Origin of the sequence: Novibacillus thermophilus (genome assembly GCF_002005165.1) — a bacterium.
Classification (GTDB): Bacteria; Bacillota; Bacilli; order Thermoactinomycetales; family Novibacillaceae; genus Novibacillus; species Novibacillus thermophilus.
Genome location: NZ_CP019699.1, coordinates 3,581,512 through 3,595,404, shown reverse-complemented (window position 1 = coordinate 3,595,404; position 13,893 = coordinate 3,581,512). Strand labels below are relative to the sequence as shown.

The 13,893-nt window shown below is 49.7% G+C and carries 16 protein-coding genes; 10 read left to right on the top strand and 6 right to left on the bottom strand.

Going from position 1 to position 13,893, the window contains the following annotated elements:
* Nucleotides 1-161: 161 nt before the first annotated feature.
* The 4 genes from B0W44_RS17490 (at nucleotide 162) to B0W44_RS17475 (ending at nucleotide 3,532) form a co-directional block, all read left to right on the top strand.
* Nucleotides 162-1,382 (top strand): S1C family serine protease, encoded by a 1,221-nt coding sequence (locus B0W44_RS17490; protein ID WP_077721143.1) that lies wholly within the window; start codon nucleotides 162-164, stop codon nucleotides 1,380-1,382.
* 241 nt (nucleotides 1,383-1,623) lie between these two features.
* Nucleotides 1,624-2,103 (top strand): 23S rRNA (pseudouridine(1915)-N(3))-methyltransferase RlmH, encoded by a 480-nt coding sequence (rlmH, locus tag B0W44_RS17485; RefSeq protein ID WP_077721142.1) that lies wholly within the window; start codon nucleotides 1,624-1,626, stop codon nucleotides 2,101-2,103.
* Nucleotides 2,104-2,308: 205 nt separating this feature from the next.
* A complete protein-coding gene (locus B0W44_RS17480; protein WP_077721492.1) occupies nucleotides 2,309-2,905 on the top strand; it encodes a TetR/AcrR family transcriptional regulator in 597 nt (198 codons plus the stop codon).
* 21 nt (nucleotides 2,906-2,926) lie between these two features.
* On the top strand, nucleotides 2,927-3,532 hold the full coding sequence (locus tag B0W44_RS17475; protein ID WP_179947359.1) for a YqeB family protein: 606 nt from the start codon (nucleotides 2,927-2,929) through the stop codon (nucleotides 3,530-3,532).
* 67 nt (nucleotides 3,533-3,599) lie between these two features.
* Here the strand turns inward: B0W44_RS17475 and B0W44_RS17470 are convergent, their stop codons facing one another.
* Nucleotides 3,600-5,264, bottom strand: a complete 1,665-nt coding sequence (locus B0W44_RS17470; RefSeq protein WP_077719125.1) for an IS1634 family transposase — start codon at nucleotides 5,262-5,264, stop codon at nucleotides 3,600-3,602.
* Between the two features lie 134 nt (nucleotides 5,265-5,398).
* Here B0W44_RS17470 and B0W44_RS19310 point away from each other — a divergent pair, with 134 nt between their 5' ends.
* A complete protein-coding gene (locus tag B0W44_RS19310) occupies nucleotides 5,399-5,527 on the top strand; it encodes a CysS/YqeB C-terminal domain-containing protein (protein ID WP_418304062.1) in 129 nt (42 codons plus the stop codon).
* A gap of 130 nt (nucleotides 5,528-5,657) precedes the next feature.
* Here the strand turns inward: B0W44_RS19310 and B0W44_RS17465 are convergent, their stop codons facing one another.
* The 4 genes from B0W44_RS17465 to B0W44_RS17450 are packed head-to-tail and all read right to left on the bottom strand — an operon-like array spanning nucleotide 5,658 to nucleotide 9,422.
* Nucleotides 5,658-6,668: a FecCD family ABC transporter permease gene (locus tag B0W44_RS17465; protein ID WP_077721141.1), complete on the bottom strand. Its 1,011-nt coding sequence runs from the start codon at nucleotides 6,666-6,668 to the stop codon at nucleotides 5,658-5,660.
* A complete protein-coding gene (locus tag B0W44_RS17460) occupies nucleotides 6,665-7,675 on the bottom strand; it encodes a FecCD family ABC transporter permease (protein WP_077721140.1) in 1,011 nt (336 codons plus the stop codon). The genes B0W44_RS17465 and B0W44_RS17460 overlap by 4 nt, the downstream gene beginning before the upstream one ends.
* Before the next feature lie 23 nt (nucleotides 7,676-7,698).
* A complete protein-coding gene (locus B0W44_RS17455) occupies nucleotides 7,699-8,634 on the bottom strand; it encodes an iron-hydroxamate ABC transporter substrate-binding protein (RefSeq protein ID WP_149027072.1) in 936 nt (311 codons plus the stop codon).
* Nucleotides 8,631-9,422, bottom strand: a complete 792-nt coding sequence (locus tag B0W44_RS17450) for an ABC transporter ATP-binding protein (protein WP_077721490.1) — start codon at nucleotides 9,420-9,422, stop codon at nucleotides 8,631-8,633. The genes B0W44_RS17455 and B0W44_RS17450 overlap by 4 nt, the downstream gene beginning before the upstream one ends.
* Before the next feature lie 171 nt (nucleotides 9,423-9,593).
* On the opposite strand from B0W44_RS17450, the gene B0W44_RS17445 reads away from it, so the two are divergent.
* Entirely contained in the window at nucleotides 9,594-10,637 is a 1,044-nt protein-coding gene (locus tag B0W44_RS17445) for an NAD(P)/FAD-dependent oxidoreductase (protein WP_077721139.1), read from the top strand.
* Between the two features lie 94 nt (nucleotides 10,638-10,731).
* Entirely contained in the window at nucleotides 10,732-11,403 is a 672-nt protein-coding gene (locus B0W44_RS17440; protein WP_077721138.1) for a uracil-DNA glycosylase, read from the top strand.
* A gap of 42 nt (nucleotides 11,404-11,445) precedes the next feature.
* Here B0W44_RS17440 and B0W44_RS17435 read toward each other — a convergent pair whose 3' ends face one another.
* Nucleotides 11,446-12,282 carry an SDR family NAD(P)-dependent oxidoreductase gene (locus tag B0W44_RS17435; RefSeq protein ID WP_077721137.1) on the bottom strand — a complete coding sequence of 279 codons (837 nt, stop codon included), beginning with the start codon at nucleotides 12,280-12,282 and terminating at the stop codon, nucleotides 11,446-11,448.
* Nucleotides 12,283-12,390: 108 nt separating this feature from the next.
* Between B0W44_RS17435 and B0W44_RS19145 the strand changes: the two genes are divergently transcribed.
* From B0W44_RS19145 to B0W44_RS17425, 3 genes are read left to right on the top strand one after another with little or no spacing between them, the layout of a single operon-like run.
* On the top strand, nucleotides 12,391-12,573 hold the full coding sequence (locus B0W44_RS19145) for an HTH domain-containing protein (protein WP_335582636.1): 183 nt from the start codon (nucleotides 12,391-12,393) through the stop codon (nucleotides 12,571-12,573).
* Nucleotides 12,573-13,649: a helix-turn-helix transcriptional regulator gene (locus B0W44_RS17430; RefSeq protein WP_335582635.1), complete on the top strand. Its 1,077-nt coding sequence runs from the start codon at nucleotides 12,573-12,575 to the stop codon at nucleotides 13,647-13,649. The genes B0W44_RS19145 and B0W44_RS17430 overlap by 1 nt, the downstream gene beginning before the upstream one ends.
* Nucleotides 13,637-13,870 carry a hypothetical protein gene (locus tag B0W44_RS17425; protein WP_077721136.1) on the top strand — a complete coding sequence of 78 codons (234 nt, stop codon included), beginning with the start codon at nucleotides 13,637-13,639 and terminating at the stop codon, nucleotides 13,868-13,870. The genes B0W44_RS17430 and B0W44_RS17425 overlap by 13 nt, the downstream gene beginning before the upstream one ends.
* The last annotated feature ends 23 nt before the right edge of the window (nucleotides 13,871-13,893 follow it).

The following is a 13,893-nucleotide window of genomic DNA, read 5'->3' as shown; positions in this document are numbered from 1 at the left end:
TCCTTAAACCGGATTTCCTAGCCTGTTGCGTTTTTAACACGTTTTCGAACTAACGCGCGAAGGAATTGAGGCGCCGAACATGGTTAAGATAATATTAGAGAGAGAATAGCGCGTAGATAAAGGTTTGGAGGAAGAATTATTCGGAAGGATGATGATCATATATGGGCTACTACGACGACTACAGTGACGAAAGTCGGAGAGAAGGCAAGCGGCAGTCCAAGCGCGGCTCCTACATTTGGACGAGCTTGATTTCGGCGGTGATCGGAGGTATGCTCGTCCTCTTGGCTACCCCGACGCTCATGGCGAACGGTTTAATGCCGGGTAGCGCAATGGAAGACGAGAACGGTGACGGCGAAAACGAAACGAAGATCGGGAGCACGGAAACTGTCAGTGTCGATGTAGAAAGCAATATAGTGGACGCTGTCGAAAAAGTGAGGCCGGCCGTCGTCGGTGTTGTGAATTTAACAAAAAATGTGGACCCGTGGACACAAGATGTGCAAACGGTTCAGCAAGGCACCGGGTCTGGTGTCATCATTGAAAAAATTGGAGACAAAGCCCGCGTCGTAACGAACGATCACGTCGTAGCCGGGGCGGAAGAGATTGAAGTCGTCATGAGCGACGGAGAGCACGTTTCAGCAGAACTGCTCGGTTCAGACGAAATAACGGACCTCGCCGTGTTAGAGATTGACGCGTCAAAGGTGCAGGCGGTGGCTGAGTTCGGAGATTCCAGCAAGCTGAGAGCAGGAGAACCGGCCATCGCCATCGGCAACCCGTTGGGATTGGAGCTCTCCCAATCGGTTACGACCGGCGTCATTAGCGCGACAGACCGCTCGATTCAAGTCAACGAATCGACTTCCGTGCACGTCTTGCAGACGGATGCGGCGATTAACCCGGGGAACAGCGGAGGTCCCCTCGTGAATGTGGCCGGACAGGTGATCGGCATTAACAGTTTGAAAATCGCCCAGCAAGGGGTTGAAGGATTGGGGTTCGCCATTCCGAGCAACGACGCAAAGCCGATCATTAAAGATCTCATTGAAAACGGCCGCGTCATACGACCGTACATGGGGATCATTCACGTCGATCTTGAAGCGATATCTATTCACGACCGGAAACGGGTTCTCAACCTCCCCGACGATGTCACGAAAGGCGTACTCGTCTACAGAATTGAACGGGGCGGACCGGCGTACGAAGGAGGACTCCGGCAAAACGACGTGATCGTTGCCGTAGACGGTGAAACGATCGAAAAACCGGCCGAACTGCAACGGTACTTGTACACGAAAAAAGACGTCGGAGACGCCATGTCCCTGACCTTTTACCGCGAGGGCAAAAAACAGACCATTGAAATGACGCTAGGGGAAACGCCCCTCGATCTGACACGGTAAAGACTTGAGCGCGGCATCGACAGCCGTAGTCACTCCCCCGCGTCATAGGCATAACCTCGCCAACCCCGCTCCGTAGAGGGCGGGGTTATCCATACAAGTAGAAGCGGGACCATGCGGGGGATCATGTTATCGGAGGAAAAGACGAAACATTGCCGTCACGCCACGCCATCGGGAAACTGCGTAGACACGAGTGAAGTGGCTTCACAGCCCACAATCTTGAACGGCAGGGAGAGTAACCGTTTTGCACATTCACGTACTCACCGTCGGCAAACTGAAGGAGACATTTTTAAAACAAGGGGTCGCGGAATACGAAAAGCGCCTCAGCGCTTACGCCAACTTAAAAATCGTGGAAGTACTCGAGGAGCCGGCCCCCGAAACGTTAAGCGACAAAGAAGCAGAGCTCGTCAAACAGCGCGAGGGAAAGCGCCTCTTATCGCACCTTAAAGCCCACCATTACGTTATCGCCTTAGCTATCGAGGGAAAAAGTCTCTCTTCGGAACAGTTCGCAGCCCACCTCGACCGTTTGGCCACCTATGGCAATAGTCACATCGCGTTTGTCATTGGGGGGTCCCTCGGCCTTTCCGACGACGTTTTGCGCCGTGCTGACTTCCGTCTCAGCTTCTCCCCCATGACATTTCCTCACCAGCTGATGCGCCTCATTTTGCTTGAGCAAATTTACCGCGGGTTTAAGATCATGAGGGGGGAGCCGTACCATAAATAGAGGCAAAAATTGTTGCAGGTCAGATGGTAATTTTTTATTCGGAAGCGGTATTGAAAATGTGTGAGTGATTTAACTAAATAAGGATTAGAAGAAGGTGGGCGTATTAATTTTGTATTGACAACACTGAAGTATATGACTAAAATAAAAATTGATTGGATGACTAAAATAAATATTGCACATTCAATTTATTGAGAGGCAGGTTTTGATGGAGAACAAACAATCTTTTATCGCTGAGGCACGAAGAGAACAGATGATACAAGCGTGTATTGATGCACTTAACGAATATGGTTATACAAACGTCAGTTTAACCAAAGTCGCTCAAAAGGCAAAAGTGAGTACAGGATTAATTTCGTATCACTTTTCTGGCAAAATGGATTTAATGAATCAAACATTACTGTATTTACTTAACAAAAAATTAGATTTTATTAGTGGAAAGGTTGTTCAAGAACAAACGTCTATTTCACAATTGAAAGCATATATTGAAGCTAGTTTAGCTTACCAAGTGGCAAATTATAAAAATAACATTGCATTAATCGAGATTGTCTTTAATGCTAAAGATGAAGAAGGTGTGCCTTATTATAGAGCTGTTCATGATGAAGAAGATCAGTTAAATGCACTGCTCAAGGATATTTTATTTGAGGGGCAAAAGAGAAAAGAGTTTTCTGATGGTTTTGATCCAGAAATGTTGTGTATCTTGATTCAAGGGGCAATAGAGGAGAGTATGCTTTATCAAAATAAATCCTTTAGTTATGAGAAATATAAGGATGAATTAATCCGAATGATAACAAAAATAGTCATGTAAATCCAAAAGGTGTTAATTCCAATGAAAAATACGGCCACAATTGGTATGGGTTTCTTGGAAAAATTGTTTGCAGTATGCTTTCCTGTTGTTTTAGGAACGATAGGTTGGTTCATTCCAAAGTTGTTGGATTTTATAAAGGGAATACCTTTATTTTCTGATTCTAAAATCATCCAACTATTGGAATTATTCAATCCTTTCTGGGTATCTACTATTTTGATGTCCGCAGGTGTAGTTATTGGTGTACTTTTATCGCTAACGGTTTATAGTGAAGCACTGAAAATGAGCGTAAATGACCAAGAGATACTGATCAATAAAGATAATCATGAAAAAATAATTAAAAAACCAGAGGTAAAAGAAATCTTTATGGAAAAAAACGAGGTTGTAATAACAGGGAATAAAGGTCAAGAACTTTTAAGGGAAAAAACGGACATTACAAAGGAAAAAATACGAAAAATCTTCCGGACCTATCATTACCCTTGGTGTGAACAGGATCCTTATGCAGATGAATACGTGCTTTGGACTCTAGATGATCATACCCTTGGGGAGAAGGTCAATTCAATCTTGTATGAACGAAGAAAGGCCATTAGAGAAGGAGATAAGAACCCGAGTTCGACAGTTGCTAGGTAAACGAATGCCCCTCAAAGCTTTGTGTATCAAGGTTTTGAGGGGTAAAAAGGGCATAATTATTGTGTTACTAGCTTTTCGGTTTGATTTCTAAAATTTCAGGAGGCAGATTCACGCCTACTTTATTGAAAATCTCTTTCTGTTTGGCGGTTGGTGTCGTCGTACGATATAGATCTCCATCCTTCGTGGTGAAATGACCCACTTGAAGCCTTTGGACCTCACGACGCACGGAATCCCAACTCGAGCCGGTTTCATTTTCAATCAACCTGACAAGCAAAAGTGCCAGCCAATTAATGATGATATGAGCTCGAATTCGTCTCTCTAGCCGATGGTACATCGGCCGTATGTTTAATGTGGACTTTAACGTTCGAAAAGCGCTTTCGACTTGAAGTAACTGCTTATACCCTAACGCAATATCCTCAAGGGATAACGTATCGTCTGATGTCCGGATTAAGTATTTGCCATCGTATTTCTCTTCATCCCGTATGGCTTGCTTATTCAGTTTCAAGGTACCATCTTTCAATTGGCGGATATATTTCCCGTACACTTTATGCACCCGTAAAGCACATGCCCGTTTGTGGTGGGCTTCATTCGGTAATTGTTTCAAATTTTCAAGCTGCTCCTCAACGGCACAGATGATTTCCTTTCTTTGACGGCGGTCACGTTCGGCTTCTTCCGGATTATAGGCGATCACATAGCGTTTTCTGGCTTCGCCATCTCCAACAATCGATTCTTTTACTAAGAGGTTTTCACGAATGGCATGGAACCGTCCACGTTTATTAAGTGCAGCTTCCACATCCTTTTTGCCTGCCCGCATCCGTTCGCCAATAATATAATGTCCGGCACCACGTTGTAGGATGCGTAGATTTTCTTCGGAGGAAAAACCACGATCCATCACATGGATTATGCGCCCAAGGCGCCAACCCATCAAATCTTTCTTCACTTCCTCAATCACATTCATATCCATCGTGTTTCCTGGCCAAGACCACACTTTAATGGGAATGCCTTCACGTGTAACCGCTAGTCCAATCACCGTTTGTACGAGGTCCGGACGTTTATCTTTCGAGTATCCTTGAAGCCGAAAATCGTCATCTTCCGGGGTTTCGTTGGGAGCGACTTCAAAGTAACTGGATGTCGTATCGAAATAGAGAAGATCAACTTCCAGATTGAACAGGTTGGAAACATTGTCAAATACACGATCTTCCAACAAGCTTTGGGCATCCAATAACTCGTCCATGGCACGGTAAAGCTGATGGCAATGAACACTTGGAAGCCCAGGGAGATAGACATCTTCGGATATCCATTCTTCCATTCCTAATTTACTGGAAGGGGCAAGCGCACGGTTTGCGACCATTGCAAAAATGGCACGTTCTAAATTGATTTCGTGCTTGCGCTCTTTAAAAATCTCTTCGAGAATCGTATCCATCCCTAATTTTTTCCAAAGTTGATCAAATAGCCAAATGCCACCCAGTTGCTTGACAGACCGGAATAAAAATTCAGCTGTATCTCTAATTTTTTGTTTCGACTTCAGTGCCTCTTCGGGTGAGAGGAATCTATTGATACTTTGGGCCAGTCGTTCGAGTACGTCCATATCGAGATCATCTTCACGACCGAATGAATAGATCACCTTCGCTTTCGCATATTTGGCCTTCGGATCCCACACGTTATGAGCGAGCTGAATGTACGAAACTCTTGATCCATCTTTGTTTTTGCGAGTCACCCTTCTAATATACATGCCTATATTATAATTCATAAACATTATAATGTAAACACAAATTTTATTAAACGTGTGCCTATGTAAAATTCAAAAAATTTTAAGCACAAATCCACGAAAAGATTGATATCATAGGAAATACATTTTATTAAAAAGTGAATTTGTGCCTATTTACTGTCGAACTCGGGAAGAAAAAGGCAAAAAATTTAAAAATGGATCTAAATGAGCTGGGAGTAGTTGTGAAAGATCAGGGCGAGAATCAGTATGTACGAAAGGTTTTATGACCTGTGCTCCTCATTTTTCACAACAATTGATCAGGGGGAATTATTGACTTTTTTCAGCGTCGCCGGTAGAAGAGTGGGACGAGACGTGAGTGCAGAAGACAAAAAGGACTCGTCTAAGAACATGTCGTGCTCACTGCTTTTTTAGCAGTAAATACAAAAAGTAGGGGGCTCCGATAAGGGCGACGACGATGCCGGCCGGGATGCCGTCGGGGTCCACTAGCTGGCGGCCGACGGTATCGGCCAAGAGCAACAGCCATCCGCCCATTAAAAGGGCGACAGGGATAAACAGTTGATGTCTCGGTCCGACTAGCGCTTTGGCCATGTGGGGAGCCATGAGCCCGATGAACGCAATCCCGCCCGTGACGGAAACGGCGGAAGCGGCAAGGGCAACCGCCGTCAGAAGCAGGGCGACGCGTTCCTTTTCAACGGCCACTCCGATGCCGATGGCGACCGGTTCGCCCAATTCGAGCAGATTCAACCGATGGGCTTTGGACAGCGTAAAGGGGATGAGCACAGCCAGCCACGGCAAGAGGGCCCAGATGAAAGGCCAGTCGGTTCCCCAAATGCTTCCCGCGAGCCATTTGGCGATGAAGTCGACTTGAGCGCGTTCAGCTGACGAAATGAAGACAATCATCGCCCCGGAAAACGCCATGGAAAACCCGACGCCGGTAAGCACTAACTTGACTGGCTGGAGTCCGGCGAACCTGTCGTACGAAAAAAAGTAGATGAGACAAGCCGTAATGAAAGCCCCGGCGAAAGCGACCAAGGGAAGGGCGTACACAAAAGAACCGGCATCTATGGGAAAAAACAAAAAGAAGACCGTGACCGCCACACCTGCTCCCGAATTGATCCCGATAATGCCAGGGTCCGCCAAGTCATTGCGGGTGATGCTTTGTAAAATGGCACCCGATAAAGCGAACGCCATGCCGGCCAAGAGTGTGATAATGAGGCGCGGCATACGGACCGAATACAGGATGAACGTTTCTTTAAACGACCCTTGCCCGAGCAGTGTCGGAATGAGTCGGTCGTAAGACAGGGAGGAGACCCCCATGCCGATGCCGATCACGCTCGTCGCCACAATGAGGGCGAGCAAAGCGAACAGGATCAAACGCTGTTTTTTCCGCAATGCCGGATGGATCATGAAACTGCTTTCCCCCCCGTGCGGACGATGAACAGGAAAAAGGGCAAGCCCATCATGGCCACAATCGCTGCGACAGGTGTTTCGTAGGGGGCGTTGACGGTACGTCCCAGCGTATCGGCCAACAGCATAAAGGCTGCACCTAAAATGGCCGACATCGGCACGATGAAGCGGTAGTCCGTCCCGACGACGGCGCGGACGATGTGCGGCACCATCAAACCGAAAAAGGCGATGTTGCCGGCGAGTGCGACAGAAGATCCGCAAAGGACGATCACGACGATGAATAACACGGTCTTCACGCCTGTCGTCTGTTGCCCCAACCCGACGGCGACCTCCTCACTTAAACTGAGAACCGTCAGTTGTCTGGATAGAAAGAGCGCGACAGCGATCCCTAAGGCGATAAACGGGACGACAACGTGAAGCTGGCTCCAAGAAGTGCCGATCATGCCTCCAGCCGTCCACATCGAGACGTCTTTAGAGAGTTTAAAGTATAAGCCGGTGCCTTCCGCAACGGCGTTCAGAAACGCTGTCACGGCTGCGCCGGCTAATACGAGGCGAAGCGGGGAAAGCCCGCCTCTTTTGGCGGCACTGATGCCGAGCACCAACACGGCGCCGACCCCTGCGCCGATGAAACAACTGATCGTGATCCCGAGGTAATGGGTAGCAGGGCCCAGTGCGAGCGTAATGGCCAGTGCCGCATTGGCGCCCGCTGTCAATCCGAACAGTCCCGGATCGGCAAGGGGGTTGCGCGTCATCCCTTGCATCACGGCGCCGGAAACGGCCAGCGCCGCTCCGACGAGAGCGGCGGCGATTTCTCGGGGCAGGCGAATTTCCCGAATGACAGACGCGTAATCGTCCGCTGTACGTGTCACCAGGGCCCGCCATAGAGAGGAGAGAGTCGTGTCAGCGGCCCCGAATACCATCGCCGCGACAAACGCGCCGATGAGAACGATCATTCCCGCTGACAGCTTGTATCGAAAGGGGATGGAACGTCGGTCCTCTTTGGTCATGATGCGATCATCTTTTCTGGTCGTTATCGGTTCAGAAAGTATTCTTCAAATACTTCCAGTTGGTATTCCAACGTTAGCGGATCGTTAAAGTAGAAAGCTTTGGCATCCACTTCCAAAACGCGTCCGTTTTTGACGGCGGGAATGTTCTGATACGTCTCCGTTTCTTCGTAGGACGTGTCCCGGTCGTCGTATTTGCTAAAAACGAGGTAGTCCCCGGCGAACTCGGGAAGGACTTCTAACGATAAGGCGTAGTAACCGTCCTTTAACGCCATCTCCTTCACTTTCTCAGGCATTTTTAATTTCATTTCCTGGTACAAAATTTCGGTGCCGCGGCCCCAGTTGTCGCCGAATACGTACAGTTGCTTGTCAAAGTCCTCAATGACCGACACGGTCGTGTCTTCCCCGATTTTGTCTCTAATTTGTTGACCGACCTGTTGGGCTCGTGCTTTAAAGTCTTCCACCCAGGCCCGGGCTTCTTCTTCTTTGTTTAACAGTTTTCCGATTTCAATATGCTGGGTTAAGTAGTCGACTTTTCCGTATGTAAACGTAACGGTAGGCGCAATTTGCTTTAATTTGTCGACGTTTTTAATGTTCGATAACCCGATGATCAAGTCCGGTTCCAGTTCAATGATTTTTTCCAGACTTTCATCGGACACTTCCTCCACACCTTGTAACGCGTCTTGGAAACGCGGGTTCATTTTGGTCCACGCGTCGATTCCGACGAGATTGACATCTAAGGCCATGACATTGCCGGCGAACGACGACAGGACGACCACCCGTTGTGGGTCTGCCGGCACTTCCACGGGCCCGTTTTCCGATTCGTACGTGATCGTATCTTTCTGATTGCCGCCGTTGGCAGAATCACTTTCATCTGCTGCTTGCGGGCCGCTATTGCAGGCGCCGAGAAGCAGCAGGACACACAGTGAGAAGAAAAGCGACCGTTTTCTCACGTCGATCATTCTCCCTTTATTAAGTGATACGACAGGCACATCGGCTTGTTCGTGTGAGGATCGAGTTGGATGTCGGCGTCAATGTGAAAGACTGTTTTCAGCACGTCGCGGGTGATCACTTCTTCACACGTTCCGGCCTTGGCAACTTCTCCATCTTTTAACGCGATCATGTAATCGGAGTACCGGGATGCCTGGTTAATGTCGTGGAGCACCATGACGATCGTGCGCTGTTGCTCTTTGTTCAACCTCTTTAACAGCTCCAGCACTTCCAGCTGGTGGGCGATGTCTAAATAAGTCGTCGGTTCGTCGAGAAAGATGATCTCCGTTTGTTGGGCGAGGGCCATGGCAATCCAAACGCGCTGGCGCTGGCCGCCGGAGAGGGCATCGACCGGTCGGTATCGATAGTCTTTCGTCCCCGTCACGTCCAGGGCCCAGTTAATGGCCTCACGGTCCTTTTGACTTAAGCGCCCGAACCCTCTTTGGTAAGGAAACCGGCCGTAGGACACGAGTTCTGCTACCGTTAACCCCCTGGCGCTCTCAGGATTTTGGGGGAGAATCGCCATTTTTTGGGCCAGTTTCTTTGTGCGTTCCGTGGCGATGTCCTTACCGTCTAACACGACCGCACCCGACCGGTGCGAAATAATGCGCGTCATCGCTTTGAGCAGCGTCGATTTTCCGCAGCCGTTCGGACCGATGATGGCGGTGATTTTTTGATCGGGAATGTTGACTGTGAGCTGCTTTACAATCAACCGCTCTCCGTAGCCAATGTTGACTTTTTCCGTGTACAGTCGGCCCATCGTGATTCCCTCGCAACCATAAATGATAATGATTATCAACACTAAGGCAACCTTTACTTTAAAGGGAACGGGGGGGTCTTGTCAAGACATTTTGATTGTAAAAAGAAAAAAATTAGCGTACACTTAACTGAGAACGATAATCAACTGGGCTGCTTTAGGGAGTGGACAGACGTGCAGAACGAGTTGTTTGACGTGACTATCGTCGGAGGCGGGCCGGCCGGACTTTACGCCGCTTTTTACAGCGGACTCCGGGAAATGAAAACGAAATTGATCGAATGTCAGCCACGATTAGGTGGAAAGCTTCACGTCTACCCGGAGAAAATGATCTGGGACGTTGGGGGGCACGTACCGATTTCGGGCGGCGAGCTCATTCAACACCTAGTGGCACAAGGCTTGACGTTTAACCCGACCGTCGTGTTGAACGAAAAAGTGGAGGTTGTGACACGCGACGGGGAAGGGATATTCGTCTTAGAGACGGCTTCCGGGCAAAAACATTACACGAAAACCGTCATTGTCGCAGTAGGCAGCGGGATCATCAATCCGAAAAAACTGCCGTTAGAAGGTGCGGACCGGTTTGAAGGTTTGAATTTGCACTATGCTGTTCCGTCAATCCGGCGGTTTCAAAATAAAACGGTGCTCATTTCAGGCGGAGGGAACTCGGCGGTCGATTGGGCGATTGAACTTGAGCCCGTGGCTGAGAAAGTTTATGTAGTGTGCAGAAACGGTTCGTTGTCTGCCCATGAGGCACAGGTGACGGAACTGTTAAACAGTTCGGTGGAATGCATCTTTCATTCAAAGCTGACGAAGCTTGTGGCAGGTGATGACGACAGTGTCATAGAACGTGTCCAATTGACGAACCTCAAGACAGGAGACGTGTTCGAGTTGCGCATTGATGACGTCATCGTGCACCACGGGTATGAGTGTGATACGTCTTTGCTGGAGAAGAGTACACTGCCGATTAGAATGGTGGACAACCGTTACATCGCCGGCAGTGCGAGCAGTGAGACGTCTGTCGACGGGCTCTACGCCGCCGGGGACATCTTACAGTACGACGGAAAGGTCAATTTGATCGCCGGCGCTTTCCAGGATGCGGCGAACGCAGTCAACAAAGCCAAACAGTTTATCCAGCCTGACGCCAGTCCGGTGGAGATGGTGTCTTCTCACCACAGCGCGTTTAAAGAGCGGAATCGGGAGTTGTACGGAATAAAAAATTAAGAAGGTTAAAACTCCCGGTTGGAGGAGGGTTCTCGTTTTTTCGTGTCGAAAACAAATGGTAGAGCAAGTTAGACAAGGATGTGTCGCATGACCGATGGCCATTTTGAAAAACGATTGGGCACCGCTGTTGGAAGAGGAATTTAAAAAGCCGTATTACATCAAATTGCGCCAATTTTTAATAAAAGAATACAAAACGCGCATCGTGTACCCGAACATGTACGACATTTACAATGCGTTGCACTATACGCCGTTTGAGGAGACGAAAGTCGTCATTTTAGGTCAGGACCCTTATCACGGCCCTGGACAAGCCCACGGGTTAAGCTTTTCCGTGCAACCGGGCGTGAAGGCGCCTCCCTCGTTGCAAAATATTTTTAAAGAATTGCGGGACGATGTAGGGTGTACGATTCCGAATCACGGCTGTCTCGTGAAATGGGCAGAACAAGGAGTCCTGCTGTTGAACACGGTGTTGACGGTCAGAAAGGGAATGCCGAATTCACATAAAGGCATCGGGTGGGAGACGTTTACCGACCAGGTCATTCGCACGCTGAACGAGAGGGAGAGGCCAGTCGTCTTCATCCTGTGGGGGAGAAACGCCCAGGCAAAAAAACAGCTCATTTCCTCTCGTCACTACATCATCGAGTCTCCACACCCGAGTCCGTTTTCGGCTGACAGAGGGTTCTTTGGCAGTCGGCCGTTTTCCAAGGCGAATCAGTTCTTGCGCGAGATCGGAAGTCCAGAAATTGATTGGCAAATACCGGATCTGTGAATAGAGAAGAACCGGTACTTGCCCGTCGTTTAACAAAAAGCTTTACGACACTCGGAAAGGGGGAACCTGTCGTCCATCAATGTCGGTGAAGTCGTATTCTTTGGCCAGGTCCCCTGTCCGCAGGACTTGCCCTGTTTTTTTCAGCACTTCTGGATCAGAGGCGAGGGCGCAGACGGCACGTCCGACGTAGCGGGGAGATTCGGTCTGGGCTAAGGCCTCGACGTCCTGCCAGTGCGCTTCGTCCGTTCCAAACGCTTTCAAGACGAGCTCCGTCCGCATCCATCCCGGAGAAACAGCCAGTACAGCAATGCCGTCCTTTTTTAAGTCTATTGATAAGCCGTACGCCATGCGGGTAAGGGCGTGTTTGGCCAGGTCGTAGTAGAAGTGGCCGATGTACGCGTCGTCGTCCCAAGAGGTCGTATGGATGATTAATCCGCTTCCTGTGTCCCGCATGAACGGCACGGCGTAGTAATTGGTCACCAGTTGGGCGCGCACACCAGCGGTAAACATATGATCCCAGTGTGTTAACGGCAATTCCCAGAACGGCTTCTCCTCGATTGGCAGCTCGTTTCCTCCCCACACATTGTTGACGAGAATGTCCAGCCGGGACTGTTCTCGCCGGATGCGCTCGATTAACGCCTTCACCTCGTCGTCGTTCGTATGGTCGCAGCGAACGGCTACGCTCTTACCGCCGGACGCTTCAATGTCGGAAGCCGTGTCGTCAATGGTCCCCGGCCAGTTGTGCGTGCTGTCCCCTTTCACACTTCTCCCTGTCACATAGACAGTGGCACCGGCCATCCCTAATTCCAGGGCGATTCCCCGCCCCGCTCCCCGACTCGCCCCTGTGACGAGGGCAATTTTTCCTTTCAACGACTGCATGGGCCATCCTTCCTTTCATGTGGTGTATAATTTGAAGTATAGGCACGTATTCTTGACACCTTATGTCATATTTTTGAATAAATTTAGCTAACCCTAAAGGAGATTGGGATGAGAGCGGACCGATTGATATCCATCTTGTTGTTACTGCAATCTCACGGGAGAATGACAGCCAAGCAGCTGGCGGAACGGCTGGAAGTGTCGGAGAGAACCGTGTATCGGGATATGGAGGCCCTCAGTCGAGCTGGCATTCCCGTTGTGGCCGACCGTGGCGTGGGGGAGGGTGGCGCTTGATGGAAAAATACCGGACGAATTTGACTGGGTTCAAGGAGAAAGAGATTCAAGCGTTGTTCGTGTCGCCTCCCGCCCACTTGCTGGACGATTTAGGTTTGACGCGATCGGCAGAAGATGCCAGGAACAAATTGCTCGCTGCCATCCCTGACACGTACCGTCACGGTGCAAAAGAAGTCTGGCAGCGCATACACGTCGACACCCGTGCGTGGAGAAAGCCGGAGGAGACGGTTGCCGCCTTTGAAACACTGCAGCAGGCGATTTGGGAAGAAGAGAGATTGCACATCCTCTACCGGCGTTCAGACGGTGACACGGTGGAGCGTACAGTGGACCCCCTCGGACTGGTGGCGAAAGGGAGTGTTTGGTATTTAGTCGCATCAATCGATGAGACAGTGCGGACGTACAGAGCGTCGCGCATCCTGTCGGCGGCGTCGACGAATGAGAGGTTTGTCCGTCCGACGGACTTTGATCTGGCCCAGTACTGGGAGTCTTCTACTCAGGCGTTTATAGATCATTTGCCGGAATACGAAATACAGGTGGAAGCAGCGCCCTCCGTTCTTCCAAAATTGCCATACGCCGGTTGGTTCGCGAAAATTCGTGCAGTCGGCCATCCTTTGGACAGCGGTTGGATACCTGTCACCCTTTGCTTCGACACGGAAGAAGAGGCGAAGGCGTTCGTATTAGGGTTTGGAGACAACATGAAAGTCGTGGAACCGAGCTGTTTAGCCCGTGAAGTGGTCAAGATGGCCCATGCTGTCGTGCAGTTTTACGGTGAGTCGGTCAAACAGGGAGGTGCGTCCCTTGCCTCAGAGGGGTCAGACGTTGATAAAGTGGCAGTTCAATCAGATAAAAAAAGTGAAGGAATCCATGACGTAACGGCGGATTTCTCACTGGGTACGGTTGCGGAGATTCACCGTTTTCAGAGCACACACCCAGATTACGTGAAGACGCCGCTCATTTCTTTGTCCCATTTAGCTCAATACCTTGGATGTCAACGCGTGTTTGTCAAAGATGAAGCGCACCGCTTTGGTTTAGTTCGTGTGATGACAGGGGAGCGGCATGGGGGATGCGCATTTTAGGTCATCCGCTGAAGAGTGACCAGCGCATCGTATCCGGAGAGTCCGGGGCGGTTTCAGCCGGTTTGCTGTACTGCCTGGCGAGGGACCGCCGTTTTGAACAGGTGAAAGAAAAACTCGGGTTAAACCGAAGTTCGTCCGTTATTTTGATTAACACGGAAGGGGATACCGACGAAGCCCATTACCGCAGAGTCGTTTGGGAAGGGGCTTACCCGATGCGGTAGAGATAGGGGGAGACACTTGGAGC

What these genes read in the sequence shown, in the direction of transcription:
- B0W44_RS17490 (WP_077721143.1), top strand. Translation starts at nt 162, where the DNA reads ATGGGCTACTACGACGACTACAGTGACGAAAGTCGGAGAGAAGGCAAG.
- B0W44_RS17480 (WP_077721492.1), top strand. Translation starts at nt 2,309, where the DNA reads ATGGAGAACAAACAATCTTTTATCGCTGAGGCACGAAGAGAACAGATG.
- B0W44_RS17475 (WP_179947359.1), top strand. Translation starts at nt 2,927, where the DNA reads ATGAAAAATACGGCCACAATTGGTATGGGTTTCTTGGAAAAATTGTTT.
- B0W44_RS17470 (WP_077719125.1), bottom strand. Translation starts at nt 5,264, where the DNA reads ATGTATATTAGAAGGGTGACTCGCAAAAACAAAGATGGATCAAGAGTT.
- B0W44_RS17465 (WP_077721141.1), bottom strand. Translation starts at nt 6,668, where the DNA reads ATGATCCATCCGGCATTGCGGAAAAAACAGCGTTTGATCCTGTTCGCT.
- B0W44_RS17460 (WP_077721140.1), bottom strand. Translation starts at nt 7,675, where the DNA reads ATGACCAAAGAGGACCGACGTTCCATCCCCTTTCGATACAAGCTGTCA.
- B0W44_RS17455 (WP_149027072.1), bottom strand. Translation starts at nt 8,634, where the DNA reads ATGATCGACGTGAGAAAACGGTCGCTTTTCTTCTCACTGTGTGTCCTG.
- B0W44_RS17450 (WP_077721490.1), bottom strand. Translation starts at nt 9,422, where the DNA reads ATGGGCCGACTGTACACGGAAAAAGTCAACATTGGCTACGGAGAGCGG.
- B0W44_RS17440 (WP_077721138.1), top strand. Translation starts at nt 10,732, where the DNA reads ATGGCCATTTTGAAAAACGATTGGGCACCGCTGTTGGAAGAGGAATTT.
- B0W44_RS17435 (WP_077721137.1), bottom strand. Translation starts at nt 12,282, where the DNA reads ATGCAGTCGTTGAAAGGAAAAATTGCCCTCGTCACAGGGGCGAGTCGG.
- B0W44_RS19145 (WP_335582636.1), top strand. Translation starts at nt 12,391, where the DNA reads ATGAGAGCGGACCGATTGATATCCATCTTGTTGTTACTGCAATCTCAC.
- B0W44_RS17430 (WP_335582635.1), top strand. Translation starts at nt 12,573, where the DNA reads ATGGAAAAATACCGGACGAATTTGACTGGGTTCAAGGAGAAAGAGATT.
- B0W44_RS17425 (WP_077721136.1), top strand. Translation starts at nt 13,637, where the DNA reads ATGCGCATTTTAGGTCATCCGCTGAAGAGTGACCAGCGCATCGTATCC.